This is a genomic window from Neisseria sp. HMSC066H01, assembly GCF_001837375.1.
Lineage (GTDB): Bacteria > Pseudomonadota > Gammaproteobacteria > Burkholderiales > Neisseriaceae > Neisseria.
The window spans coordinates 186,747-210,603 of the sequence record NZ_KV832189.1 but is presented as its reverse complement, the minus strand read 5'-3'; the positions used below and the strand labels follow the sequence as shown (position 1 = coordinate 210,603).

Below are 23,857 nucleotides of genomic sequence, written 5' to 3'. Positions count from 1 at the left end.
ACCACCCAAATTCCCTAAAATCCTGAAACTTTCAAACAAAACCTCATAAAACTTAAAAATTAAAAAATAAACCCAATAAAAACAATAAACAAAAAATAAAAAATAAATTTTTTAATCAATTTTGCGCACTTGGCACACCGACTGCTTGAAACAACACGTCCGATAAGGCTCAAGCCTCAAAGCAGCAAGCCCGACGGAAGCTGTATATTCCTTCTTACTTTATGGTTTACTCATAATACATAGTGCCAAGCACATTACGGACTTTTTACTTAAACATAATTATTCACACTTTCAAACTGGAGTTTTAAACAATGAAAGCAATCCAAAAAGGTTTCACCCTGATCGAATTGATGATCGTCATCGCGATTATCGGCATCTTGGCAGTTATCGCTCTGCCTGCATACCAAGACTACACTGCACGTGCCCAAGTTTCTGAAGCCATCTCTTTGATGGAAGGTCAAAAGTCCGCTGTTGTTGAATACTATGCAGATAAAGGTGCATGGCCTGCAAGTAATGAAGCGGCAGGTATTGCAGCGGCTGCTGATATTAAAGGTAAATATGTTGCACAAGTAGAAGTCGGTGGTGATGGTGTTATTACTGCCACAATGAAAACTACTGACGTAAATAACGAAATTAAAGGCAAAACCGTATCACTTACTCCTCATGCCACTACTGCCAGTGCTACTCCTGGTGCAGCTGCGACTGCTAACGGCTCCTTTACCTGGACTTGTACTCCAGGTGCAACTGGTGGCGTAGCTACAAAATTCTTGCCTTCCTCTTGCCGTCCTGCTGTGGAATAAAAATAAAGCTAGCTAATCTAATTTAAATATCTAACAAAAGATATTCGACTCAAAGCAAATCCCATAAGAATTATGGGATTTGCTTTATAAAATAAAAATAAGAAAACAACATACTCAAAAAATGAAAAAACTACGCAACGCCCAAATCGGCTTTAGCCTGATTGAGTTGATGATTGTTATCGGCATCATCGGCATTTTGGCAGTAGCAGCTCTTCCTGCATACCAAAACTATGTTGCCAGAGCACAAGTAGCAGAAGGTATCATGCTGGCAGGCAGTATGAAAAGCTACGTCGAAGAAGCCTATGCAGATAAAGGCAGCTTGCCGCTTGACCTCAACATCAAGCAACTCGCTTCAGACGACAATAAAGTCGGTAACTATGTAAAGATTGTCCGTATTGAAGATAACGGCACTATTGTTGCCGCCATCGGTAATCAAGCCGCCGTACCTGTGAAGAATACCGAAATTCACCTAATACCAAGCTTTGCGAAAACAGGTAATACCAAAGGCACAACAGTTTGGTCTTGCGGTGGCACCATGGATACACACTTCCTTCCTGTATCCTGCAAACAAAGCTTGTAAGCTTATTTCCCAAAACACAAAAATACATTGCGAAGAAAACACCCCAAACAAAGCCAAATACAAACGCGGAAAACGAACAAACCAAAAGAACAAAACTCTCCAAAACAAGGTCATTAAGAGCCTGAATCATCACATTACGAAAATAAATGCCGTCTGAAATTCATTTTCAGACGGCCTCTTTATATCTAATCCTAATATGACATAAAACTTTTATCTTGATTAGTTTCAGACGGCCTTCATCTTTTCACCACTACATAAAACAAATTCGCAACACCCCTGATAAGACAATTTGTCGCACATCTGAACTCAATATATAATTTAACCATACAAGTCTTTATTTTTAAGCATTTTTCATTTTTAAAACATACATTGTCTACATTGGGAGAACCATCATGCCTCATCTAAACTTGGATAAAACAGATTTAAAGATTCTGCAGGTTTTGCAGGAAAATGGGCGGTTGAGCAATGTTGAGCTTTCTGAAAAGGTGGCGCTATCCCCTTCTCCCTGTCTGCGCCGTCTCAAACAGCTTGAAGATGCAGGCATTATTCAAAAATACGCAGCCCAGCTTTCTCCTGTATCTTTAGGCTTGGGTTTGCAGGCTTTTATCCGTGTATCGATTAGCAAGGCAAAAGATGCACGCGAGGATTTTTCCGAATCTGTCCGCGCTTGGCCGGAAGTATTGAGCTGCTTTGCTTTAACGGGCGAAACCGATTATCTGCTCCATGCCTTTTTTACCGATATGAACGCGTTTTCCCATTTTGTTTTGGATACGCTGCTTTCGCACCACGGCGTGCAAGATGCGCAATCGAGTTTTGTGTTGAAAGAAATTAAAAACACGACCGCTCTGCCTTTGGTTCATTTGGTTCAGGATTGATGATTTGAAACTGATAAAGGCCGTCTGTTGTTCAGACGGCCTTTTAAATTCCAATGGTTTGCTTTCACGTCCATACACTTGTATACTTTTTAAGAATAATTCACATAAGCTTTTACCATGACAGACACCGCCCATCTCGATACCAATACTGTTTCAGAACATACCAAACAATGGCTGGAAAAAGCCGTTATCGGGCTGAATCTCTGCCCGTTTGCCAAAGCGCCGCATGTTAAAAACCTGGTTCGCATCGTTGTCAGCAAAGCCCGTCATTTGGACGGTTTCCTTGAAGACTTGGATCGTGAATTGCAGCTTCTGGGCAATACACCCGCTTCGGAATTGGAAACCACTTTACTGGTTCATCCGACGCTGTTCCCTGATTTTGAAACCTTCAACCAAATGCTGGAAATTACTGACGATGCCGTTGTAGAAAACGAATTGGAAGGGATTGTCCAAATTGCGCCGTTCCATCCTGATTTTCAATTTGAAGGCACAGAAGCCGACGACATCAGCAACTACACCAACCGTTCGCCCTACCCGACCTTGCACCTGATTCGTGAAGACAGTATTGCCAAAGCGGCTGAAGCATTTCCCGATGCCTCGGCAATTTTTGACCGCAATATCGCGCTGCTGGAAAAAATGGGGCATGAGGGCTGGGATAAATTAGACATTCCGCGTTGTCCATTTCCGCATCACAAGCCATCTGAAAACAAATAATTGGTGATGGGAAGATGGTTCGCTATTTATTGATTTTTTGCGGCGCATTGTCACTCGTCTTGGGCATTATCGGCATTTTCCTGCCATTACTGCCGACTACGCCTTTCATTTTATTGACCGCCGCCTGCTGGGCAAAAGCCTCGCCGCGCTTTCACAATTGGCTGTATCATCACCGCCATTTCGGTCCGATCATACAAAACTGGGAAAACAACGGCGCCGTGCCACGCAAGGCAAAGTTCTTCGCTATCGGCATGATGGCTCTTTCTTGCCTATTTATGTTTTGGCAATTTCCAGAACGCTGGTGGATTGGTGCCGTATCATCAATCTTCTGTAGTTGCGTGGCTGTGTGGATGTGGTTACGGCCGGAAGCATAAAATAAAACAGGTGGGCATTTTCGCTTACCTGTTTTTGTTTTTATACCCAATTTATCCGTCAAAACAATCAGTAACACCTAAATTACCCTATTCAACCCTCATTTTCAGACGGCCTCCATTTATTCAATCAAATGTAAATTTTAGCTAAAATTAATTCAAAGTATTTTTTCGATAGCATTATTTCCGATATTTCAAACTCCTGTTTCAAAACCATTTTTTTACTACCTCCAACTACTCTACTCATTTTGATTCCTTTATTTGTATCAACATTTCTTTTGATTCCAACACCCTAAACCGTCCCTTAACACTTGCTTTGCGTTATACTTTCCCCTGACACAACCGCGCAGTTCGTCTGGATATTTTCAGACGGCCTGAATATTTCACCGCCGTGCTTTCTCGACGAAGTTTCTAACGGCGCAACAGAATAAAAAGGAAATACTATGCGCTCTCTCTCATTTTTACTGCTTCTTGCCGCCTTTCCTGCTGCGGCATCCGATTTTGACGGCTCATCCGCAAGCCTGCTTTGGGGTCTGCCGTTTGCACTGATTCTCTTATCCATTGCACTCGGACCTCTGTTTTTCTCCCGTATTTGGCACCACCACTTCGGTAAAATTACAGCGTTTTGGACGCTGCTGTTTTTGACGCCGTTTATCGTAACCTTTGGTTTCGGAGCAGGCGTGCATACCGTTGCCCATGCGTTGGTTGAAGAATATATCCCCTTTATTCTGTTGCTTTTGGCGCTCTATACCATTTCAGGCGGTATTTTTGTCAGCGGCGACTTGCACGGCTCGCCGAAATTAAACACCACCCTGTTGGTAGTCGGTACGGCTTTGTCATCCGTCATGGGCACGACAGGCGCGGCGATGTTGATGATTCGCCCGCTTTTAAAAGCCAACCATAATCGCTACTATCGTGTTCACATCGTGATTTTCTTCATTTTCTTGGTAGCGAATATCGGCGGCGGCTTGACGCCGTTGGGCGATCCTCCGCTGTTTTTGGGTTTCCTGAAAGGCGTAGATTTCATGTGGACCGTCAAACACATGCTGATGCCTGTATTGATCAGTTCCGTGGTTTTGCTGACTGTTTTCTACATCATCGACAGCAGACATTTTCATCGTGAACAACGCGAACACCTTGTCCCTGCTTCTACCGAAACCGAAGAGAAAGTCAAAATTTACGGCAAATGGAATTTCCTGTTGCTGGCCGGCGTAGTCGGCGCAGTTTTGCTCTCCGGTCTGTGGCAGCCGAATCATCCGGGTTTCGAGATTTTGGGCAGCCACTATGCACTGCAAAACTTGGCACGCGATGGTATTTTGCTGGCTCTGACCGCCGTATCTTGGATTATTACGCCCAAACAAGTACGCGCAGGCAATGAGTTCAACTTTGAGCCGATTGCCGAAGTGGGCAAACTGTTTTTGGGTATCTTCATTACCATTTCGCCCGTCTTGGCGATTTTGAAAGCCGGTGAAGCAGGCGCACTGGGCGCTGTCGTTTCTCTGGTTCACGACGCGGCAGGCAACCCGATTAATGTGATGTATTTCTGGATGAGCGGCATTTTGTCGGCATTCTTGGATAACGCGCCGACTTATTTGGTGTTCTTCAATATGGCCGGTGGCGATGCCCAAGCCTTGATGACAGGCCATCTGTTCCATTCTCTGCTGGCAGTATCCATGGGCTCTGTATTTATGGGCGCGCTCACTTATATCGGTAATGCGCCGAACTTCATGGTAAAAGCCATTGCCGAACAACGCGGCGTACCGATGCCTTCCTTCTTCGGCTATATGGCATGGTCGGTGATTGTATTGGTACCGCTGTTTGCCCTGCATACGATGATTTTCTTCGTTTGGCAGCTCTTTTAAACTTAGAGGCCGTCTGAATTTCAGACGGCCTTTTATTTTCAGCTACATCATCAAACATAGCGTTTAAATATCAATCAGTTAAAAATTATTCCCCTTAACACTCGATTACATATTCCTACTTTTTTCCCACTTTCCCGTAAAAATAAGCGTAAAACTGACATAAAGCAGCCTATACCTGATAAAATCTAAAGCTTTGTTGTTTGCGTTTATTCGTTGTTTTTATAGCAAACCTCTGCTTTTTTCAGACGGCCCGTCCTTTGTTTCAAAGCATTACATGCCGTCTGAAAAAACAATCCGACATCCGAATATCAACCCACCAAAAAGTAACGCATCCTTATGATTAAGATAAAAAAAGGCTTAGACCTGCCCATCGCGGGCAGACCGGAGCAAGTCATTTATGACGGTCCGGCCATCACCGAAGTCGCGTTGCTTGGCGAAGAATATGTCGGCATGCGCCCCTCGATGAAAATCAAGGAAGGCGAAGCCGTCAAAAAAGGCCAAGTGCTGTTTGAAGACAAAAAGAATCCGGGCGTAGTATTTACCGCTCCGGCTTCAGGCAAAATCGCCGCGATTCACCGTGGCGAAAAGCGCGTACTTCAGTCAGTCGTGATTGCCGTTGAAGGCAACGACGAAATCGAGTTCGAACGCTACGCACCTGAAGCGTTGGCAAAATTGAGCAACGAAGAGGTGCGCCGCAACCTGATTCAATCCGGTTTGTGGACTGCGCTGCGCACCCGTCCGTTCAGCAAAATTCCTGCCGTCGATGCCGAGCCGTTCGCCATCTTCGTCAATGCGATGGACACCAATCCCCTGGCTGCCGATCCTACGGTCATCATCAAAGAAGCCGCCGAAGACTTCAAACACGGCCTGTTAGTATTGAGCCGCCTGACCGAACGTAAAATCCATGTGTGCAAAGCTGCCGGTGCGGATGTGCCGTCTGCAAACGCTGCCAATATCGAAACACATGAGTTCGGTGGCCCGCATCCTGCCGGTTTGAGTGGCACCCACATTCATTTCATCGAGCCAGTCGGTGCGAACAAAACTGTTTGGACCATCAATTATCAAGATGTGATTGCCATCGGACGTTTGTTTACTACAGGCCGTCTGAACACCGAGCGCGTGATTGCCTTGGGTGGCTCCCAAGTCAACAAACCGCGCCTTTTGCGTACCGTTCTGGGTGCAAAAGTATCGCAAATTACCGCCGGCGAATTGGTTGACGCGGATAACCGCGTAATTTCCGGCTCGGTATTGAACGGCGCGATTGCACAAGGCGCGCACGATTACCTCGGCCGCTACCACAATCAGATTTCCGTTATCGAAGAAGGCCGCAGCAAAGAGCTGTTCGGCTGGGTTGCGCCGCAGCCGGACAAATACTCCATCACGCGCACAACCCTCGGTCATTTCCTGAAAAACAAACTCTTCAAGTTCAACACAGCCGTCAACGGCGGCGACCGCGCCATGGTACCGATCGGCACTTACGAGCGCGTGATGCCGTTGGACATCCTGCCTACCCTGCTCTTGCGCGATTTAATCGTCGGTGATACCGACAGCGCTCAGGCATTGGGTTGCTTGGAATTGGACGAAGAAGACCTCGCTTTGTGCAGTTTCGTCTGCCCGGGCAAATATGAATACGGCCCGCTGTTGCGCAAGGTGCTGGAAACCATTGAGAAGGAAGGCTGATTATGGGCTTGAAACATTTTCTTGAAAAAATCGAACCGCACTTCCTGCCGGGCGGCAAACATGAAAAATGGTATGCCCTCTACGAAGCTGCGGCGACGATTTTCTATACATCCGGCGCGGTAACGCGCAAAGCGGCCCACGTCCGCGACGCGCTCGACTCCAAGCGCATGATGATTTTGGTGTGGCTGGCTCTGTTCCCTGCCATGTTCTACGGCATGTACAACGTCGGCGTACAGGCATTCGGTGCGTTAACGCCCGATTTGTTGCAACAAAACATCGCCAACGACTGGCATTACGCCCTTGCCAACGCTTTGGGCATCAATATGTCGTCTGAAGCAGGCGTGTTGGGCAAAATGCTGTTCGGCGCGATTTTCTTCCTGCCGATTTACGCGACTGTATTTGTTGTGGGCGGTTTCTGGGAAGTTTTGTTCGCCACTGTGCGCAAACACGAAATCAACGAAGGTTTCTTCGTGACTTCGATTCTGTTTGCTTTGATCGTTCCTCCTACCCTGCCTTTGTGGCAAGCAGCTTTGGGTATTTCTTTCGGCGTTGTGGTTGCGAAAGAAGTATTCGGCGGTACAGGTAAAAACTTCATGAACCCTGCTCTTGCAGGCCGTGCGTTCTTGTTCTTCGCCTACCCTGCCAACATTACCGGCGATACCATTTGGACTGCGGTTGACGGCTATTCAGGTGCCACTGCTTTGGCGCAATGGGCGGCACACGGTGCAGACGGCCTGAAAAACGCTGTAACCGGTCAAACCATTTCTTGGATGGATGCGTTTATCGGTAACGTGCCCGGTTCTATCGGTGAAGTATCCACTTTGGCTCTCTTAATCGGCGGCGCGTTTATCGTGTTCACCCGTATTGCCTCTTGGCGCATTATCGCCGGCGTGATGATCGGTATGATTGCCATGTCTTCTCTGTTTAACTTCATCGGTTCGGACACCAACGCCATGTTCTCCATGCCTTGGTACTGGCACTTGGTGGTCGGCGGCTTCACCATCGGTATGCTGTTTATGGCGACCGACCCTGTTTCCGCTTCCTTTACCAATGTCGGCAAATGGTGGTACGGCGCGCTTATCGGTGTAATGTGCGTATTGATCCGCGTGGTCAACCCTGCTTACCCCGAAGGCATGATGTTGGCGATTCTGTTTGCCAACCTGTTTGCCCCGATTTTCGACTATTTCGTCGCACAAGCGAATATCAAACGCAGAAAGGCGCGCAGCAATGGCTAAGAAATTCGATAAAGACAGCTTCAGCGGCACGCTGATTGTAGTATTGGTTGTCAGCCTGATTTGTTCCATCATCGTTGCTGGTGCGGTCGTTGGCTTGAAACCAATCCAAGAGAAACAAAAACTCCAAGACAAACAAGGCTATATCTTGAGCGTAGCCGGTTTGATGGATAAAAACACCGACATCAGCAAAACCTTTGCCGAGCGTATCGAGCAACGTGTCGTGGACTTGGCTACCGGCGAATACGTCGCCGATGCGCCTAAAGACTTCAGCGCACGCGTTGCCGGCAAAGACCCTGCCCAAAGCATCCAAATCAAACCTGAAGACGATTTGGCAGGCATCAAAAGCCGTGCCAAATACACTGAGGTTTACTTGGTAAAAGGCGAAGACGGCAAAGTCAGCCAAATCATCCTGCCTATGCACGGCAACGGTTTGTGGTCAGTCATGTACGGCTTCGTCGCCATCCAACCTGACGGCAACACCATCAACGGCATTACCTACTACGACCAAGGCGAAACTCCGGGCTTGGGCGGCGAAATCGGCAATCCGTTGTGGCAACAAAAATTCGTCGGCAAAAAACTCTTTGACGAACAAGGCAAACTTGCCCTGCACGTTGGCAAAGGCGCAAGCTCAGACAAAGAACACGGCGTAGATGCACTCTCCGGCGCATCGCTGACGTCTAAAGGTGTGCAAGGTTCGTTCGACTACTGGTTCGGCGAAAACGGCTATATCCCCTACCTGAACAAATTGAAATCAGCAGGAGCACAATAATGGCTGACATGAAACGCTTGAAACATTTGATGTTTTCACCCTTTATCGACAACAACCCGATTGCCTTGCAGGTTTTGGGTATTTGTTCGGCTTTGGCGGTTACCACCAAACTTCAGACGGCCATCGTAATGGGTATTTCTGTAGCTTTGGTAACCGGTTTTTCCAGCTTCTTCATCTCATTGGTACGCAACTACATCCCCAACAGCATCCGTATTATTGTGCAAATGGCGATTGTTGCTTCCTTGGTAACGCTGGTTGACCAACTGCTCCAAGCTTTTGCCTATGAGCTGTCCAAACAGCTGTCCGTATTCGTCGGCCTGATTATTACCAACTGTATCGTGATGGGCCGCGCCGAAGCATTCGCCATGAAAGAGCCTCCTTTAGAGAGCTTGGTTGACGGTATCGGCAACGGTGCAGGTTACGGCATGATGCTGATCATCATCGCCACCATCCGCGAACTGATCGGCTCAGGCAAGCTCTTTGGCTACACCATTTTCCAAACCGTACAAGATGGCGGCTGGTATCAAACCAACGGCTTGTTCCTGCTCGCCCCTAGCGCGTTCTTCATCATCGGCTTCTTGGTATGGGGTCTGCGCACTTGGAAACCTGAACAGGCGGAGAAATAACACATGGAACATTACTTAAGCCTCTTTGTAAAATCCGTCTTTCTGGAAAACATGGCACTTTCCTTCTTCTTGGGGATGTGTACATTTTTGGCGGTATCTAAAAAAGTATCGACTGCATTCGGTTTGGGCGTTGCCGTAACTTTCGTACTCGGCCTGTCCGTCCCAGCCAACCAACTTGTTTACTCGCTGTTGAAAGACGGCGCGCTGGTTGAAGGCGTGGACCTGACCTTCCTGAAATTCATCACCTTCATCGGCGTGATTGCTGCTTTGGTGCAGATTTTGGAAATGTTCTTGGACAAATTCGTCCCTGCCCTCTATAACGCATTGGGTATCTACCTGCCTCTGATTACCGTAAACTGCGCGATTTTCGGTGCCGTATCGTTTATGGCGCAACGCGAATACAACTTCGGCGAGTCCATTGTATATGGTTTCGGTGCAGGTTTGGGCTGGCTTTTGGCCATTGTCGCTTTGGCGGGCATTACCGAAAAAATGAAATATTCGGATGTCCCTAAAGGTCTCAAAGGCTTGGGCATTACCTTTATCGCCGCTGGCCTGATGGCAATGGCGTTTATGTCGTTCTCCGGCATCCAGTTATAAGAAAGGAATCGGCATGGAGATTATTTTAGGTATCGTGATGTTTACCGTCATTGTCTTGGTTTTGGCACTGATGATTCTGTTTGCCAAATCCAAGTTGGTGAGCGAGGGCGACATCACCATCAAAGTCAATAACGAAAAAGAGCTGACGATGCCTGCCGGCGGCAAACTGCTGGGTGCGCTTGCCAGCCAAGGCATCTTCGTTCCTTCCGCCTGTGGTGGTGGCGGCTCATGCGGCCAGTGCCGCGTTGTCGTGAAAAGCGGCGGCGGCGACATTCTGCCAACCGAGTTGTCCCACATCAGCAAACGCGAAGCGCGCGAAGGCTGCCGTCTGTCTTGTCAGGTCAACGTTAAAACCGACATGGACATCGAAGTACCGGAAGAAGTGTTCGGTGTGAAAAAATGGGAATGCACCGTCATCTCCAATGACAACAAAGCAACGTTCATTAAAGAACTCAAGCTTGCCATTCCCGAAGGCGAAGAAGTTCCTTTCCGCGCCGGCGGCTATATCCAAATTGAAGCCCCTCCTCATACTGTTGCCTACAAAGACTTTGATATTCCTAAGGAATACCACGAAGACTGGGACAAATACAATCTGTGGCAATACGTTTCCAAAGTGGACGAGCCGATTTTGCGTGCCTACTCTATGGCTTCATATCCAGAAGAAAAAGGCATCATCATGCTGAACGTGCGTATCGCCACACCGCCTCCACGCGTACCTGATGCGCCTCCGGGACAAATGTCATCCTACATCTGGTCACTCAAACCCGGTGATAAAGTGACGATTTCCGGTCCGTTTGGCGAATTCTTTGCCAAAGATACCGATGCCGAAATGGTATTTATCGGCGGTGGTGCGGGTATGGCGCCGATGCGCTCCCACATTTTCGACCAGCTGAAACGTTTGAACTCCAAACGTAAGATTACCTTCTGGTATGGTGCCCGTTCTAAACGCGAGATGTTCTATGTCGAAGACTTCGACCAACTCGCAGCAGAATTCCCAAACTTCACATGGCACGTCGCCCTGTCCGACCCATTGCCTGAAGACAACTGGGACGGCTACACAGGCTTCATTCACAACGTGGTTTACGAAAACCACCTGAAAAACCATGAAGCACCGGAGGACTGCGAATTCTACATGTGCGGCCCTCCAATCATGAACCAGTCCGTGATCAAAATGCTCAAAGACTTGGGCGTGGAAGACGAAAACATCCTCTTGGACGATTTCGGCGGCTAACCAACAAAAAGGAAGAAACTTCGGTTTCTTCCTTTTTTATTGCCAGGCCGTCTGAAAATCATACTTTCAGACGGCCTGAACCTTTCTTTTACGATACAATAAAGGCTTCAAAAAATAATCCTCAAATCCCTTATGCCGTTTCTTTCCAATTCGTTTTACCGTCCGATAATCGGTTGCACCGTTGCCATCTTTTCCGCATTTACACTCTCTGCCTGTCAACCTGAAAAACAACAACAAACCATCACCCTGCAAGGCGAGACCATGGGCACGACCTATACCGTCAAATACCTTTCAGACGGCCAAGACAAACTCCCCTCCCCTGCCGAAATACAAAAACGCATTGATGACGCGCTTAAAGAAGTCAATCGGCAAATGTCTACCTACCAGACCGATTCCGAAATCAGCCAATTCAACCAGCTGCGCACCGTCAATCAGGCCATGCCCATTTCCCAAGACTTTGCCTATGTAACCGGCGAAGCCTTGCGTTTAAACAAATTGACGCACGGCGCACTGGACGTAACCGTCGGCCCTTTGGTCAACCTTTGGGGATTCGGCCCGCAAAAAGAAATCACGCACGAACCGACCGCACAAGAAATCCAACATGCTTCAGAAATGGTCGGTACGGACAAACTCAAACTTTCCCAAGACGGACAACAGCCTACACTTGCCAAAACCCATCCCGAAGTCTATTTAGACCTATCCTCCATCGCCAAAGGCTTTGGTGTAGATAAAACCGCCGCCGAACTTGAAAAACTCAATATCGGTAATTATTTGGTAGAAATCGGCGGCGAGTTGCATGGCAAAGGCCGCAATGCGCAAGGCAACCCTTGGCGTATCGGCATCGAGCAACCCAATATCGTTCAAGGCGGCGCGACCCAAATCACCATTCCATTGGACAATAAATCACTGGCCACATCCGGCGACTACCGCATTTTCCATGTCGATAAGTCAGGCCGTCGCCTTTCCCATATCATCAACCCCAAAACCAAACAACCCATCAGCCACAACCTCGCCTCCATCAGCGTAGTAGCAGAAAACGCCACACTTGCAGACGGCCTTTCCACCGGATTGTTCGTTCTCGGAGAAACCGAAGCGCTTAAACTTGCCGAGCAAGAAAATCTCGCCGTTTTCCTTATCATCCGAACCCCGCAAGGCGGCTACCATACTAAAATGTCCAGCGCATTCAAGAAATTATTAAACTAACCTTCAGGAATACACACATGAAAACCCTCCTTCTGACTTTCGGCATCTTTATCATTGTCATCCTCGGCATGGCAGTCGGCTATATTTTCTCCAAACGCACCATCAAAGGCAGCTGCGGCGGCATTTCCTCTCTCGGCATGAAGAAAATGTGCGATTGCGACACGCCATGCGATACTTTGCAAAAAGAGCTGGATAAAAAACAACATTCCGACAATCAAGGCATCAAGGTCGATCATTAAGTCTTTGTTGAATGTTTATTCATAACTCAAGGCTGTTTATCCCCCATCAGGCCGTCTGAAAAACAAAAGAGCGTGATCCCAATAGATACACGCTCTTTTGTTTTGCCTCTTCCAAAGCAATCCAAAAATATCTTGCCCACCCGTTTAAATCAAGACCACTCCAAACTAATCATGAAATAAAAAGAAAAGCTCCTGCAAAACAGGAGCTTTTTCTTGGAAGAAACCGAATTATTTCAATTTAGTTTCTTTGTAAATAACGTGTTTACGGGCTACTGGGTCAAATTTTTTGATTTCCAGTTTGCCAGGCATAGTACGTTTGTTTTTAGTAGTTGTGTAGAAGTGACCAGTACCAGCGCTGGACTCCAGTTTGATTTTATCGCGCATTGCAGTAATCCTTAATTAATGGTGTTTAAATTAAGCTTCGCCGCGAGCACGCAAATCAGCCAATACGACATCAATGCCTACTTTATCGATGGTGCGCAATGCAGCGTTAGAAACGCGCAGGCGAACCCAGCGGTTTTCACTTTCTACCCAGAAACGACGTGATTGCAAGTTAGGCAAAAAACGACGTTTGGTTTTGTTGTTGGCGTGTGATACGTTATTGCCAGACATCGGGCGCTTACCGGTCACTTTGCAAACTCGTGCCATGGTTAGTCTCCAAACTTCTAAAATAGTAAAACGCGATTTATACCACGAAATCCGCCTTCAGTTCAAGTCGTTTACTGAAAAAACGGGATTTGTGGAAATAAACCTTCTCAATATGTTGCATCTGCGAAACGGTATCTCGCAAAGCCTTAACTTTTCAATTATAACGGATTTCTTTAAAAAAATCATCTGTCGTTTGCGTGGTCGGCGAAATAAGCAGGCCGTCTGAAAATTTCAGACGGCCTGCTTGTCATCATGCTTTTTTCTTCAACGCCGCATTCAAAACGCAGCCGAGTATAAAGCAGGCTAAAGAGGGAACAACCCACCCCAAACCGATATTGTAAAACGGCAATGCGCGCTCGATAGCAGCAGCAGTGTCGGCATTAAATCCAAACGCAGCTTTATAGACATCGAGCAAACCGACCATAAGGGCCGCCATCATGGTGCAGAAATAGACAATACGGCCGCCGCCGAACAGTTTATCCGTCAAAGCCAGCAGAATGATGACGATGGTCAGCGGATACAACAGCATCAACATTGGAATAGAAAAATGTAAAATCGCTGACAGGCCTTTATTGGCCAACAGGATAGACACCACCGTATTCAGTATCACAAAGACTTTATAAGAAATACCCGGGCAAAGACGGTTGAAATATTCGGCGCATGAAGTAATCAAGCCAACCGCCGTACTCAGACAGGCAAGCAGCACCATGACGCCAAGCAACACAATACCGGCCGTACCGAAATAGTGCTGTGCGGTTTTAGACAAAACCAACGCGCCGTTTTCCTGCAAGCCGATACCGGCCACACCTGTCGCACCCATATAGCCGATAAACAAGTAAACCACTGCCAAACAAGAAGCCGCCAACACACCGGAAATCGTCGTGGTCTTCAGCAAATCCGCGCGGTTGTCCACGCCCATGGCGCGAACGGCATCGATGACGATAATGGCAAACACCAGCGAAGCCAGCGCGTCCATGGTGCCGTAGCCTTCCAAAATACCTTTAACCAACGGATGAGCGGCAAAATCGCCTTGTGCAGTCTGTGGCATACCCATCGGGTTAATAGCGGCGTAGCCGACCAATATTGCAATTGCCAGCAATAAAACGGGCGTAAGGATTTTACCGATACGGTCAACCAGTTTCCCCGGAGAAATCGACAGCCAATAAGTCATGCCGAAAAACACCAGACTGAATACGGCCAATGCGATGCTTTTCCAAGATTCATCAATGAAAGGAGAGATGGCGGTTTCAAAAGATACCGTTGCCGTACGCGGCATGGCAAACAAGGGGCCGATTGCCAGATAAAGCGCGGCGGCAAAAGTCACGCCGTACCAAGGAGCAACACGGGAAGCCAGCGCTTCCACATCGCGCGAGCCGGAATAGCCGACGGCAATCACGCCCAGCAGTGGCAACCCCGCCCCGGTCAACAAAAAGCCGAACATTGCCGAAAGCCAGTTTTCGCCTGCCTGCTGCCCCAAATAAGCCGGGTAAATTAAGTTACCCGCACCGAAAAACAGCGCAAACAGCATCAAACCCACCGCCCATAAAGAGGCCTTGCTGCGACTTGTCGTCGAATTCATCTTAAATTCTCTTTTTCCAAATACCCGTTATCGGCTTCATCGATTTCAAGGCCGTCTGAAAGCATTTCGGCTTCGTTTGTTTCCAAACCGTCTTTCAGGCTGATTTCGATTTCGCCATAATTTTCCGGCTGTACGATACGCACTAAGCCTTCTTTGGCCAGTTCCAGCAATGCAATAAAATTGACCACCACATACGTCGCACCCTGCTCCGGCTTAAACAAATCACTAAACTTACTGATACCGCTTTCGTTCAAACGGCGCAAAATCGCCGTCATCTGCGCGCGCATGGAAATGGTTTCCCGCACCACTTCATGACTGCGCGTATGCTTGGCACGCGACAAAATACCCAACCAAGCCTGCGTCAAATCGGCAACGTACACTTCCGGCAACTTCGCTTCGACCGCAATTTCCAGCGGCAAATACGCCCAAGCAAAATCACGTCCGGCACGCGGCAACGCGTCCAAGCCTTGAGCCGCCAGTTTCATTTGTTCGTAAGCCAACAGACGGCGCACCAACTCGGCACGCGGGTCCGCCTCTTCATCCTCAACTTCTTCAGGACGCGGCAACAACAGGCGCGATTTGATTTCAATCAGCATCGCCGCCATCAGCAGGTATTCCGCCGCCAAATCAAACTGATATGCTTCCATTTGGGCAATATAGTGCAGATACTGTTCGGTAATCTTCACCATCGGAATATCGAGGACATCGATATTTTGCTTGCGGATAAGGTACAGCAGCAAATCCAACGGCCCTTGGAAGCTGCTCAATACCACCTTCAACGCATCAGGCGGAATAAACAAATCCTGCGGCACATCGGTAACAGGCTGACCGAACACCCACGCAACGGTATGTTCAGACGGCGTTGCAGCAGTGGAAGAAATAAGGTGTTCTGAAGGCATGGTTAAAGGGTCTTTTTCTTTTTAAGTTTAGTAAGAAGTTTCATCAACAAAAGGCCGTCTGAAACGAGGACGATCCGTTTTTAATATAAAAATCAGCGGTTTTTACGATTGATTTGCAAAGAAACAATGGCAACGGCAAAGGTCTGAGCCAAGGCCATGCCCAACAGCGGCAGGCTGGCGAAAACCGTACCCGTCAGTACCGAGCCGATATCACGGGAAAACACAAAACCATCCCTCGCCAGCATCGCCACCATCAAAGCCGACAACAGCAAACTTTCGCAGCCGACCAAAAACCAAATCATTTTAACCGAACGGCGTTTGCGCCATTTCATGATACCGGCGTGCACAAGACTGAAGATCACGATGGACAGAAACGGATAAAGAAAAGTGGTGAACGGGCGGGTATAACCGCTTTGCACACACAAATAATCGCCGGGCAGCGTATTGCATTCCATCACATCGAAAAACATCGGATCGACAGCATACATCAACACGCCGAACCATACCGCATAAATCAGACTGGCGATAAAGTAGGCTTTAAAAAATCGGCTCTTACCCATTTCCTACCCCTCACTTCCGCCCTGCGATATGCTCCACCGCAGCCTGCGCGCAATACAGCCCAAACGAAGCCGTTACCAGCATACTCGCCCCATAGCCCGCGCAGGACAAACCTTGCGGCGCGGCATCGGTCGAACACACTTCGCCGGATTGTGGCGGCGTAATATTCTCGGTTGAATAAACGCAAGGCACGCGCATTTTTTCTTTGGTATCGCGGCTGAAGCTGTAGCGTTTGCGCAAGGTGTAGCGCAAGTTGGAAAGCAGCGGATCGTGGGTAACGCGGCTCAAATCGGCGGTTTGAATCAACGCCGGATTCTTCTGTCCGCCCGCTCCGCCGCTGATAATAAACGGTTGTTTATGTTGCACGAAATACGCCGCCATCGCCGCTTTTACACGGATTTGGTCGATGGCGTCGATGACAAAGTCAAAAGGCCGTCTGAAAAGCTCGTCCAGATTGTCTTCGGTCACAAAATCTTCAATTTCCGTTACTTCGCATTGCGGATTGATTTGGGCAATGCGTTCGCGCAAAGCGGTAACTTTTGCCTTGCCAAAATCATCGGTCAAAGCGTGCAACTGGCGGTTAACATTGGACTCGGCAACATTGTCCAAATCAATCAGCGTTAAACGACCGATACCGCTCCTCGCCAAAGCCTCCACCGCCCACGAGCCGACGCCGCCAACACCGACCACGCACACATGCGCACACGAAAAGCGCGCCAGTGCTTCGTCTCCGTAAAGTCTGGCAATGCCGCCAAAGCGGCGCGAAGAAAGAAAAGCGGCGTCCTGCATAAGTAACCTTGTGATATATCAATAAATTAATGAAAAACGCGACAGGCGATTCGGACAGACATTATACTTGAAAGCAGATGGGCTGTTGTACCTGCCCGAAAGAGTTTATAATCGTTTCACATTCAGACAAGTTCTGATTTCATATTAAACGAAAGTGCCGCTACTCGGCGCAAAAGGAGAATGAATATGTACAAACATCTGGTTGTAGCCGTTGACGGTAGCGAGACCTCCCTCAATGCATTGAAACATGCCGCCGAACTGGCAAGCCTCAACAAAGCCCAACTGACTTTGGTTCACGTTGCCAACCCTGCCGAATACATGGCTTTGGCGCCTGAATTCCTGCAACACGAAAGCTACGAAGCCGCCGCCGTTGCCCAAGGTAACGAAGTTTTGGATTTCGCAGAAAAAACAGCGCGTGAAAACGGCGTTGAAAACATCGTAAAACACCTGTTGGTCGCCAACAAAGGCGCGCGCGAAATGGCTCAAGACTTGGTTGACTACGCCGACGAAAACGGCGCCGACCTGTTGGTACTCGGCACACACGGCCGTACCGGCCTGATGCACCTGCTGATGGGCAGCTTCGCCGAAACCGTTATGCGCCAAAGCCACCTGCCTCTGCTGATTATCCGCAGCAAAGCCGAAGAAGCATAATCAAGCATTGATTTAAAATAGCGAAAGGCCGTCTGAATATTTTTCAGACGGCCTTTTTTCAACATCACAGCTTCAGCTTTTATTTCGCCATTTCTTTGAACACTTCGTGTGCCGCAGCAATGGTTTCGTCAATCAGCTCGGGCGTATGCGCGGCGGAAACAAAGCCGGCTTCATAAGCGGACGGGCCGAATGCGACATTGCGGTCGAGCATACCGTGGAAGAAATGTTTGAAACCTTCAATATTGGAACGCGCCATATCGGCGTAGTTTTGCGGTGCATGGTTGGCAAAATACAGACCGAACATGCCGCCCACGCTGTCGGCCGTAAATTCAACGCCGTGTGCTTTGGCCGCATCAGCGATACCGTTGGCAAGGCGTTGTGTCAGGGCAGTCAGGTTTTCATAGAAGCCTTCGCGCTGAATGATTTCCAACGTTTTCAAACCGGCTGCAACCGCAATCGGATTTCCGGACAATGTACCTGCCTGATACACGCCGCCTAAGGGGGAAATGCATTCCATAATGTCTTTACGGCCGCCAAATGCCGCCAAAGGCATGCCGCCGCCGATTACTTTGCCCATAGTGGTCAAATCGGGTTTGATGCCGTGCAAAGATTGCGCACCGCCCAGCGCCACGCGGAAACCGGTCATCACTTCGTCGTAAATCAACACGGCACCGTGTTTTTCAGTCAATTCGCGCAAGGCTTTGGCAAAGGCTTCAGACGGCCTAACCAGATTCATATTGCCGACAAAAGGCTCCAAAATCACACAGGCGATGTCATTGCCGCTTTGTGCAAAGGCTTCTTCCAGTTGGGCGATATTGTTGTATTCAAGTACCAAAGTGTGTTTGGTAAAGTCGGCAGGCACGCCTGCAGAAGAAGGGTTGCCAAACGTCAGCAGACCGCTGCCTGCTTTCACCAACAGACTGTCGGAATGACCATGGTAGCAGCCTTCAAACTTGATTATTTTGTCGCGGCCGGTAAAACCGCGTGCCAAACGGATGGCGGTCATCGTTGCTTCCGTACCGGAGCTGACAAGTCGCAGCTGCTCAACGGACGGCATGATTTTGGCGATTTCTTCGGCGATGACGATTTCACCTTCAGTTGGCGCACCGAACGACAAACCGCCCAATGCCGCTTCGCGCACGGCTTCAATGACTTCGGGATGGGCATGGCCGACAATCGCAGGGCCCCAAGAACCGACATAGTCGGTATAACGCGTGCCGTTTTCGTCCCAAACATACGCGCCTTCTGCCTTTTTGATAAAGCGCGGTACGCCGCCGACGCTGCCGAATGCGCGCACAGGAGAGTTTACGCCGCCGGGAATAATGGCTTTGGCGCGGTTGAACAAGCTTTCATTACGGTTCATGGTAAATTCTTTCGTAAGAGGTCGTCTGAAAATCAAATCGGTGCCATTTTAACACCAAATCCTTTTCAGACGGCCCAAGCTTCAAAATAAGAATCGGGCACAAAATCAAAATTATTCTTTAAAAACAAACACTCTATCCACATTTTTCCTGCTTGTGCTATAATCCGCGACCTATTGAAACAATAAAAGAAAAGCATCATGTTACGCGGATTCATACTCAGCCTCGCCCTTTTGGCGTCCTCCCTCGTTCATGCACAACGCAGCCTGCCCGACGATATGGACGTGGCCGTTTTAAAAACTGTCGATTTACCTTATCTGAAAGTCAGCAAAGGTGGTTTTTCTTGGACGCGCCTGCTGACCTTGGGCATTGTGGACGGCAATGCGGCCAAACTGCAAATCACGCGCTTCACCAAAATCCACGATGAAAACGACCGTTTCATCCCCATGGGCCGCCTGCTGAATCAAACCGGCAAAGCCGTCGCGTTCAAATACAACGAAGAGAGCCGCCTCGTCCGCGAAATCTGGATTCTGACCGACGCCGAGGCCGACAGGTTTGCCGCACACGCCAAAGCGCAAAAACAGGCGGAAGAATAACTTTCAGACGGCCCGGATATTCACAGGCCGTCTGAACCCTTTTACAACAAGCAAGTCAATCAAAACAAACCATGAAAAAAGTATTTATCCGCACCTTCGGGTGCCAAATGAACGAGTACGACAGCGAAAAAATGCTGTCCGTCCTCGCCGAAGAACACGGCGGCATCGAGCAGGTTACCCAACCTGACGACGCCGACATCATCTTGTTCAACACCTGCTCCGTGCGTGAAAAAGCGCAAGAGAAAGTCTTCTCCGACTTAGGTCGCGTCCGCCCGCTCAAAGAAAAAAATCCCGACCTCATCATCGGCGTTGCCGGCTGCGTTGCCTCTCAAGAAGGCGAAAACATCGTCAAACGCGCTCCGTATGTGGACGTGGTTTTCGGCCCGCAAACACTGCACCGCCTGCCCAAACTCATCGTCGATAAAGAAACCACCGGCCTGTCTCAAATCGACATTTCCTTCCCCGAAATCGAGAAATTCGACCACCTGCCGCCTGCGCGCGTAGAAGGCGGTTCGGCATTCATTTCTATTATGGAAGGCTGTTCCAAATACTGCTCTTACTGCGTCGTCCCTTACACCCGCGGCGAAGAATTCTCCCGCCCGCTCAACGACGTATTGACCGAAATTGCCGGTTTGGCACAACAAGGTGTTAAAGAAATCAACCTCTTAGGCCAAAACGTCAATGCCTATCGCGGCGAGATGGAAAACGGCGAAATCTGCGACTTTGCCACCTTATTGCGCATCGTCCACGAAATCCCGGGCATCGAACGCCTGCGCTTTACCACCAGCCATCCGCGCGAATTTACCGATGCGATTATCGAGTGCTACCGCGACCTGCCCAAGCTGGTTTCCCACCTGCACCTGCCGATTCAAAGTGGTTCCGACCGCGTATTGAGCGCGATGAAACGCGGTTACACCGCCTTGGAATACAAATCCATCATCCGCAAACTGCGTGCCATCCGTCCTGATTTGTGCCTCAGCTCCGACTTTATCGTCGGCTTCCCGGGCGAGACCGAGCGCGAGTTCGAGCAAACCTTGAAACTGGTCAAAGACATCGCCTTTGACTTGAGCTTCGTCTTTATTTACAGTCCGCGCCCCGGTACACCCGCCGCCAACCTGCACGACGACACGCCGCACGAAGAAAAAGTGCGCCGCCTCGAAGCTTTGAACGAAGTCATCGAAGCCGAAACCGCGCGCATCAACCAAACCATGGTCGGCACGGTTCAACGCTGCTTGGTCGAAGGCATCTCCAAAAAAGACCCCGACCAACTGCAAGCCCGTACCGCCAACAACCGCGTGGTCAACTTTACCGGCACACCCGACATGATCAACCAAATGATCGATTTGGAAATCACCGAAGCCTACACCTTCTCCCTGAAAGGCAAACCGGTATAAGCACACACAAACAAAGGCCGTCTGAAACTGTTCAGACGGCCTTTATCTTGGCTCGGCCCGGCATTATCTGATTCATGTATTTTTATTACCCGAACAAAAGGCTTTTCAGTATAATACCGCCCGAAAATTCCCTTATCTGTTGAGAAGTTAAGGCCAAAAACCAAACTTTTTGCAGACCAATCCGACGATGCCGTCCCGCAAGCGGCTTTCCCAAAAGGAATATTTTTAAATGAGTTCTTCAAATCAAAGCGTTTTGGAACGATTGTTCAACCTGAGTGCCAATCAGACCAACGTCCGCACTGAAATCATGGCCGGTTTAACCACCTTCCTCGCCATGTGTTACATCATCATCGTCAACCCCCTGATTTTGGGCGAAACCGGCATGGATATGGGTGCAGTATTTGTGGCCACCTGTATCGCCTCCGCCATCGGCTGTTTCGTGATGGGCTTTGTCGGCAACTACCCGATCGCCCTTGCGCCGGGCATGGGCTTGAACGCCTACTTTACCTTTGCCGTCGTCAAAGGCATGGGCGTGGACTGGCGTGTGGCTTTGGGTGCCGTTTTCATTTCCGGCATCATTTTCATCCTGTTCAGCTTCTTTAAAGTGCGTGAAATGCTGGTCAATGCGCTGCCTATGGGCTTGAAAATGTCGATTGCTGCAGGTATCGGCCTCTTCTTGGCATTGATTGCGCTCAAAGGCGCAGGTGTGATTGTGGCCAATCCTGCCACATTGGTCGGCTTGGGCGACATCCACCAGCCTACCGCCCTGCTGGCGATGGCAGGCTTTGTCATGGTGGTTGCACTCGGCCACTTCCGCGTTAAAGGCTCCATCATTATTACCATTCTGACGCTGACCGCCGTCTCCACCGTCTTGGGCTTGAGCGAGTTCAAAGGCGTGGTCGGCGAAGTCCCAAGCATTGCGCCGACTTTCATGCAGATGGACTTCAAAGGCTTGTTTACCGTCAGCATGGTCAGTGTGATTTTTGTATTCTTCCTGGTTGACTTGTTTGACTCTACCGGCACCTTGGTCGGTGTTTCCCACCGCGCAGGCCTGTTGCAAGACGGCAAACTGCCGCGTTTGAAACGCGCCCTGCTTGCCGACTCAACCGCCATCGTCGCCGGCGCCGCCTTGGGTACGTCTTCTACCACCCCTTACGTTGAAAGCGCGGCAGGTGTTTCTGCCGGCGGCCGCACCGGCCTGACCGCCGTTACCGTCGGCGTACTGATGCTAGCCTGTCTGATTTTCTCACCGCTGGTTCAAAGCATTCCAGCATTCGCTACCGCTCCCGCCCTGCTCTATGTTGGCGCGCAAATGTTGCGCAGCGCGCGCGAAATCGATTGGGACGACATGACCGAAGCCGCACCGGCATTCCTGACCATCGTCTTCATGCCGTTTACCTACTCGATTGCCGACGGTATTGCGTTCGGCTTTATCAGCTACGCACTCATCAAACTCTTGTGCAACCGCACCCAAGACGTACCGCCTATGGTATGGATTGTCGCCGTGTTGTGGGCATTGAAATTCTGGTTCTTGGGTTAAACTGTTCAAAAGAACAGGCCGTCTGAAAACTTTTCAGACGGCCTGTTTTATTTTACCCAGCGTTTAAAGCTGTCGATAAAAAATTATTTTTTCACTTTTTTAGCGGCTGGTTTAGCGGCAGCTTTCGCACCTTTGTCCAATACGCAGAAACGGGTAGCGATTTGGTCAACCACTTCTTGTTTGCCGTTTACTTCGGTAGTACCTCGAATAGTCAGCATGTTGCCGTCAACTTTGTCCACGTTGGCTGCAGTAGCTGCTTCAGCAATCCAAGCAACATTGCCGCCCCAGAATGCGTTTACATCTTTGCTGCTGTCAGTGATACGGAACAGGTTTTCAGTAACTTGGCCTTTGTATTTTACTTGGGCGGCAACAACTTCGTTGCCTTTGAAGCCGTACATGACGCTCAGAGGCTCTTTGCCGTCTTTACCGCATTTGTAGTGAACTTCTTTAGTACCGTCGATAGAGTCTACTTTCAAAGTAGTAGGCACTGGAGCTTGAGCTTGTTGAGCCTGAGCTTGAGTTTGTTGTTGCGCAGTAGGCGCAGCTTTGGCTTCAGGTTTGGCTTTAGAACCGCTGCTACATGCAGTCAGGGCAACAGCCGCCAAAACGGCAGGAACGATTAATTTAACATTCATATTCATAATTGACTCCCAAATGGTTTCAATAAAAAACCGGCAAACGCCGGCTGACATTTACACATTAACAGAGATATTCCGTCTTGTCTTTATCTCAGACGGCATTTTTTAGGAAAAGTTCAAATAAATATTTTTATTTTATAAAATCAAGAAATTATAAATATGAAATCATGTAAATTCAGGTTTGGGAATTTTTAAGATGAATACTGTTGTCAATAAATCGGGTTTTGACAAGGGTAAAATAAGATTGAAAAACATATAGAACGACAAAAAGTCTGGGCAATTGATTTTACACACTTCTGTCTCTTGAGTTGCTAAGCGTTTCAGACGGCCTTAGAACACAAACAGTAAATGCAATAAAAAAACGCAATCTGAAACAGATTGCGTTTTTTTGAAAACTGGCACGCCCACGGGGAATCGAACCC

At 48.8% G+C, this 23,857-nt stretch carries 26 protein-coding genes; 18 read left to right on the top strand and 8 right to left on the bottom strand.

All coding sequences use genetic code 11. The features are described 5' to 3' along the window. Nucleotides 1-311: 311 nt before the first annotated feature. The 14 genes from HMPREF2551_RS01235 (at nucleotide 312) to nqrM (ending at nucleotide 12,782) form a co-directional block, all read left to right on the top strand. Nucleotides 312-800: a pilin gene (locus HMPREF2551_RS01235; protein ID WP_070836838.1), complete on the top strand. Its 489-nt coding sequence runs from the start codon at nucleotides 312-314 to the stop codon at nucleotides 798-800. 121 nt (nucleotides 801-921) lie between these two features. Then, complete coding sequence (locus HMPREF2551_RS01230) at nucleotides 922-1,380, top strand: pilin (RefSeq protein ID WP_070836837.1); 459 nt, start codon at nucleotides 922-924, stop codon at nucleotides 1,378-1,380. A 392-nt stretch (nucleotides 1,381-1,772) separates the two neighbouring features. Beyond that, on the top strand, nucleotides 1,773-2,255 hold the full coding sequence (locus HMPREF2551_RS01225; protein ID WP_003684427.1) for an Lrp/AsnC family transcriptional regulator: 483 nt from the start codon (nucleotides 1,773-1,775) through the stop codon (nucleotides 2,253-2,255). A 117-nt stretch (nucleotides 2,256-2,372) separates the two neighbouring features. Then, nucleotides 2,373-2,969, top strand: a complete 597-nt coding sequence (locus HMPREF2551_RS01220) for a DUF1415 domain-containing protein (protein ID WP_070836836.1) — start codon at nucleotides 2,373-2,375, stop codon at nucleotides 2,967-2,969. Between the two features lie 14 nt (nucleotides 2,970-2,983). After that, complete coding sequence (locus HMPREF2551_RS01215; protein ID WP_070824330.1) at nucleotides 2,984-3,343, top strand: YbaN family protein; 360 nt, start codon at nucleotides 2,984-2,986, stop codon at nucleotides 3,341-3,343. 440 nt (nucleotides 3,344-3,783) lie between these two features. Beyond that, nucleotides 3,784-5,202: a sodium:proton antiporter gene (locus HMPREF2551_RS01210; protein ID WP_070836835.1), complete on the top strand. Its 1,419-nt coding sequence runs from the start codon at nucleotides 3,784-3,786 to the stop codon at nucleotides 5,200-5,202. Nucleotides 5,203-5,538: 336 nt separating this feature from the next. Further along, complete coding sequence (locus HMPREF2551_RS01205; RefSeq protein ID WP_070836834.1) at nucleotides 5,539-6,882, top strand: Na(+)-translocating NADH-quinone reductase subunit A; 1,344 nt, start codon at nucleotides 5,539-5,541, stop codon at nucleotides 6,880-6,882. A gap of 2 nt (nucleotides 6,883-6,884) precedes the next feature. Continuing rightward, nucleotides 6,885-8,117, top strand: a complete 1,233-nt coding sequence (locus HMPREF2551_RS01200) for an NADH:ubiquinone reductase (Na(+)-transporting) subunit B (protein WP_070836833.1) — start codon at nucleotides 6,885-6,887, stop codon at nucleotides 8,115-8,117. Continuing rightward, nucleotides 8,110-8,886, top strand: a complete 777-nt coding sequence (locus HMPREF2551_RS01195) for a Na(+)-translocating NADH-quinone reductase subunit C (protein ID WP_070836832.1) — start codon at nucleotides 8,110-8,112, stop codon at nucleotides 8,884-8,886. Before HMPREF2551_RS01200 ends, HMPREF2551_RS01195 begins: the two co-directional genes overlap by 8 nt. Then, nucleotides 8,886-9,512, top strand: coding sequence for an NADH:ubiquinone reductase (Na(+)-transporting) subunit D (locus HMPREF2551_RS01190; RefSeq protein WP_049329022.1), 627 nt, complete (start codon nucleotides 8,886-8,888; stop codon nucleotides 9,510-9,512). The genes HMPREF2551_RS01195 and HMPREF2551_RS01190 overlap by 1 nt, the downstream gene beginning before the upstream one ends. A gap of 3 nt (nucleotides 9,513-9,515) precedes the next feature. Beyond that, nucleotides 9,516-10,109 (top strand): NADH:ubiquinone reductase (Na(+)-transporting) subunit E, encoded by a 594-nt coding sequence (nqrE, locus tag HMPREF2551_RS01185; protein ID WP_070836831.1) that lies wholly within the window; start codon nucleotides 9,516-9,518, stop codon nucleotides 10,107-10,109. 13 nt (nucleotides 10,110-10,122) lie between these two features. Next, nucleotides 10,123-11,340 carry an NADH:ubiquinone reductase (Na(+)-transporting) subunit F gene (gene nqrF, locus HMPREF2551_RS01180; RefSeq protein WP_049352532.1) on the top strand — a complete coding sequence of 406 codons (1,218 nt, stop codon included), beginning with the start codon at nucleotides 10,123-10,125 and terminating at the stop codon, nucleotides 11,338-11,340. A 132-nt stretch (nucleotides 11,341-11,472) separates the two neighbouring features. Then, nucleotides 11,473-12,543 carry an FAD:protein FMN transferase gene (locus HMPREF2551_RS01175; protein WP_070836830.1) on the top strand — a complete coding sequence of 357 codons (1,071 nt, stop codon included), beginning with the start codon at nucleotides 11,473-11,475 and terminating at the stop codon, nucleotides 12,541-12,543. A gap of 17 nt (nucleotides 12,544-12,560) precedes the next feature. Beyond that, the gene (nqrM, locus tag HMPREF2551_RS01170) at nucleotides 12,561-12,782 is read left to right on the top strand and encodes a (Na+)-NQR maturation NqrM (protein ID WP_003680888.1); all 222 of its coding nucleotides are present in this window, start codon (nucleotides 12,561-12,563) and stop codon (nucleotides 12,780-12,782) included. 228 nt (nucleotides 12,783-13,010) lie between these two features. Here the strand turns inward: nqrM and rpmG are convergent, their stop codons facing one another. The 6 genes from rpmG to HMPREF2551_RS01135 all read right to left on the bottom strand — a co-directional run bounded on the left by rpmG (nucleotide 13,011) and on the right by HMPREF2551_RS01135 (nucleotide 17,255). Then, a complete protein-coding gene (gene rpmG / locus HMPREF2551_RS01165; protein WP_003684373.1) occupies nucleotides 13,011-13,166 on the bottom strand; it encodes a 50S ribosomal protein L33 in 156 nt (51 codons plus the stop codon). A 30-nt stretch (nucleotides 13,167-13,196) separates the two neighbouring features. Next, nucleotides 13,197-13,430 carry a 50S ribosomal protein L28 gene (gene rpmB / locus HMPREF2551_RS01160; protein WP_002216391.1) on the bottom strand — a complete coding sequence of 78 codons (234 nt, stop codon included), beginning with the start codon at nucleotides 13,428-13,430 and terminating at the stop codon, nucleotides 13,197-13,199. A 250-nt stretch (nucleotides 13,431-13,680) separates the two neighbouring features. Next, nucleotides 13,681-15,009, bottom strand: coding sequence for a branched-chain amino acid transport system II carrier protein (gene brnQ / locus HMPREF2551_RS01150; RefSeq protein WP_070836829.1), 1,329 nt, complete (start codon nucleotides 15,007-15,009; stop codon nucleotides 13,681-13,683). Next, nucleotides 15,006-15,908, bottom strand: a complete 903-nt coding sequence (locus HMPREF2551_RS01145) for a segregation and condensation protein A (protein WP_070836828.1) — start codon at nucleotides 15,906-15,908, stop codon at nucleotides 15,006-15,008. The genes brnQ and HMPREF2551_RS01145 overlap by 4 nt, the downstream gene beginning before the upstream one ends. 92 nt (nucleotides 15,909-16,000) lie before the next feature. Further along, nucleotides 16,001-16,468: a hypothetical protein gene (locus tag HMPREF2551_RS01140; protein WP_070836827.1), complete on the bottom strand. Its 468-nt coding sequence runs from the start codon at nucleotides 16,466-16,468 to the stop codon at nucleotides 16,001-16,003. Nucleotides 16,469-16,478: 10 nt separating this feature from the next. Further along, nucleotides 16,479-17,255, bottom strand: a complete 777-nt coding sequence (locus HMPREF2551_RS01135) for a tRNA threonylcarbamoyladenosine dehydratase (RefSeq protein ID WP_070836826.1) — start codon at nucleotides 17,253-17,255, stop codon at nucleotides 16,479-16,481. 186 nt (nucleotides 17,256-17,441) lie between these two features. On the opposite strand from HMPREF2551_RS01135, the gene HMPREF2551_RS01130 reads away from it, so the two are divergent. Beyond that, entirely contained in the window at nucleotides 17,442-17,906 is a 465-nt protein-coding gene (locus tag HMPREF2551_RS01130; protein ID WP_003748822.1) for a universal stress protein, read from the top strand. A gap of 79 nt (nucleotides 17,907-17,985) precedes the next feature. Here HMPREF2551_RS01130 and hemL read toward each other — a convergent pair whose 3' ends face one another. After that, complete coding sequence (hemL, locus tag HMPREF2551_RS01125; protein ID WP_070836825.1) at nucleotides 17,986-19,269, bottom strand: glutamate-1-semialdehyde 2,1-aminomutase; 1,284 nt, start codon at nucleotides 19,267-19,269, stop codon at nucleotides 17,986-17,988. Between the two features lie 198 nt (nucleotides 19,270-19,467). Between hemL and HMPREF2551_RS01120 the strand changes: the two genes are divergently transcribed. From HMPREF2551_RS01120 to HMPREF2551_RS01110, 3 genes are all read left to right on the top strand, one after another. Further along, nucleotides 19,468-19,863: a hypothetical protein gene (locus HMPREF2551_RS01120; RefSeq protein ID WP_004519559.1), complete on the top strand. Its 396-nt coding sequence runs from the start codon at nucleotides 19,468-19,470 to the stop codon at nucleotides 19,861-19,863. Nucleotides 19,864-19,934: 71 nt separating this feature from the next. Beyond that, on the top strand, nucleotides 19,935-21,257 hold the full coding sequence (gene miaB / locus HMPREF2551_RS01115) for a tRNA (N6-isopentenyl adenosine(37)-C2)-methylthiotransferase MiaB (RefSeq protein ID WP_036492978.1): 1,323 nt from the start codon (nucleotides 19,935-19,937) through the stop codon (nucleotides 21,255-21,257). A 229-nt stretch (nucleotides 21,258-21,486) separates the two neighbouring features. Further along, the gene (locus tag HMPREF2551_RS01110) at nucleotides 21,487-22,797 is read left to right on the top strand and encodes an NCS2 family permease (RefSeq protein WP_049333916.1); all 1,311 of its coding nucleotides are present in this window, start codon (nucleotides 21,487-21,489) and stop codon (nucleotides 22,795-22,797) included. A gap of 83 nt (nucleotides 22,798-22,880) precedes the next feature. On the opposite strand, the gene HMPREF2551_RS01105 is transcribed toward HMPREF2551_RS01110, so the two are convergent. Continuing rightward, nucleotides 22,881-23,438 (bottom strand): hypothetical protein, encoded by a 558-nt coding sequence (locus HMPREF2551_RS01105; RefSeq protein ID WP_070836915.1) that lies wholly within the window; start codon nucleotides 23,436-23,438, stop codon nucleotides 22,881-22,883. Between the last annotated feature and the right edge of the window lie 419 nt (nucleotides 23,439-23,857).

Excerpts from the sequence above, each read along its gene's own strand:
- HMPREF2551_RS01195 (WP_070836832.1), top strand. The coding sequence starts at position 8,110 with ATGGCTAAGAAATTCGATAAAGACAGCTTCAGCGGCACGCTGATTGTA.
- HMPREF2551_RS01225 (WP_003684427.1), top strand. The coding sequence starts at position 1,773 with ATGCCTCATCTAAACTTGGATAAAACAGATTTAAAGATTCTGCAGGTT.
- HMPREF2551_RS01145 (WP_070836828.1), bottom strand. The coding sequence starts at position 15,908 with ATGCCTTCAGAACACCTTATTTCTTCCACTGCTGCAACGCCGTCTGAA.
- HMPREF2551_RS01215 (WP_070824330.1), top strand. The coding sequence starts at position 2,984 with ATGGTTCGCTATTTATTGATTTTTTGCGGCGCATTGTCACTCGTCTTG.
- HMPREF2551_RS01130 (WP_003748822.1), top strand. The coding sequence starts at position 17,442 with ATGTACAAACATCTGGTTGTAGCCGTTGACGGTAGCGAGACCTCCCTC.
- HMPREF2551_RS01230 (WP_070836837.1), top strand. The coding sequence starts at position 922 with ATGAAAAAACTACGCAACGCCCAAATCGGCTTTAGCCTGATTGAGTTG.
- HMPREF2551_RS01220 (WP_070836836.1), top strand. The coding sequence starts at position 2,373 with ATGACAGACACCGCCCATCTCGATACCAATACTGTTTCAGAACATACC.
- rpmG (WP_003684373.1), bottom strand. The coding sequence starts at position 13,166 with ATGCGCGATAAAATCAAACTGGAGTCCAGCGCTGGTACTGGTCACTTC.
- hemL (WP_070836825.1), bottom strand. The coding sequence starts at position 19,269 with ATGAACCGTAATGAAAGCTTGTTCAACCGCGCCAAAGCCATTATTCCC.
- HMPREF2551_RS01200 (WP_070836833.1), top strand. The coding sequence starts at position 6,885 with ATGGGCTTGAAACATTTTCTTGAAAAAATCGAACCGCACTTCCTGCCG.
- miaB (WP_036492978.1), top strand. The coding sequence starts at position 19,935 with ATGAAAAAAGTATTTATCCGCACCTTCGGGTGCCAAATGAACGAGTAC.
- HMPREF2551_RS01110 (WP_049333916.1), top strand. The coding sequence starts at position 21,487 with ATGAGTTCTTCAAATCAAAGCGTTTTGGAACGATTGTTCAACCTGAGT.
- HMPREF2551_RS01140 (WP_070836827.1), bottom strand. The coding sequence starts at position 16,468 with ATGGGTAAGAGCCGATTTTTTAAAGCCTACTTTATCGCCAGTCTGATT.
- nqrE (WP_070836831.1), top strand. The coding sequence starts at position 9,516 with ATGGAACATTACTTAAGCCTCTTTGTAAAATCCGTCTTTCTGGAAAAC.
- HMPREF2551_RS01105 (WP_070836915.1), bottom strand. The coding sequence starts at position 23,438 with ATGAATATGAATGTTAAATTAATCGTTCCTGCCGTTTTGGCGGCTGTT.
- HMPREF2551_RS01190 (WP_049329022.1), top strand. The coding sequence starts at position 8,886 with ATGGCTGACATGAAACGCTTGAAACATTTGATGTTTTCACCCTTTATC.
- HMPREF2551_RS01205 (WP_070836834.1), top strand. The coding sequence starts at position 5,539 with ATGATTAAGATAAAAAAAGGCTTAGACCTGCCCATCGCGGGCAGACCG.
- HMPREF2551_RS01135 (WP_070836826.1), bottom strand. The coding sequence starts at position 17,255 with ATGCAGGACGCCGCTTTTCTTTCTTCGCGCCGCTTTGGCGGCATTGCC.
- rpmB (WP_002216391.1), bottom strand. The coding sequence starts at position 13,430 with ATGGCACGAGTTTGCAAAGTGACCGGTAAGCGCCCGATGTCTGGCAAT.
- brnQ (WP_070836829.1), bottom strand. The coding sequence starts at position 15,009 with ATGAATTCGACGACAAGTCGCAGCAAGGCCTCTTTATGGGCGGTGGGT.
- nqrM (WP_003680888.1), top strand. The coding sequence starts at position 12,561 with ATGAAAACCCTCCTTCTGACTTTCGGCATCTTTATCATTGTCATCCTC.
- HMPREF2551_RS01120 (WP_004519559.1), top strand. The coding sequence starts at position 19,468 with ATGTTACGCGGATTCATACTCAGCCTCGCCCTTTTGGCGTCCTCCCTC.
- HMPREF2551_RS01235 (WP_070836838.1), top strand. The coding sequence starts at position 312 with ATGAAAGCAATCCAAAAAGGTTTCACCCTGATCGAATTGATGATCGTC.
- nqrF (WP_049352532.1), top strand. The coding sequence starts at position 10,123 with ATGGAGATTATTTTAGGTATCGTGATGTTTACCGTCATTGTCTTGGTT.
- HMPREF2551_RS01175 (WP_070836830.1), top strand. The coding sequence starts at position 11,473 with ATGCCGTTTCTTTCCAATTCGTTTTACCGTCCGATAATCGGTTGCACC.
- HMPREF2551_RS01210 (WP_070836835.1), top strand. The coding sequence starts at position 3,784 with ATGCGCTCTCTCTCATTTTTACTGCTTCTTGCCGCCTTTCCTGCTGCG.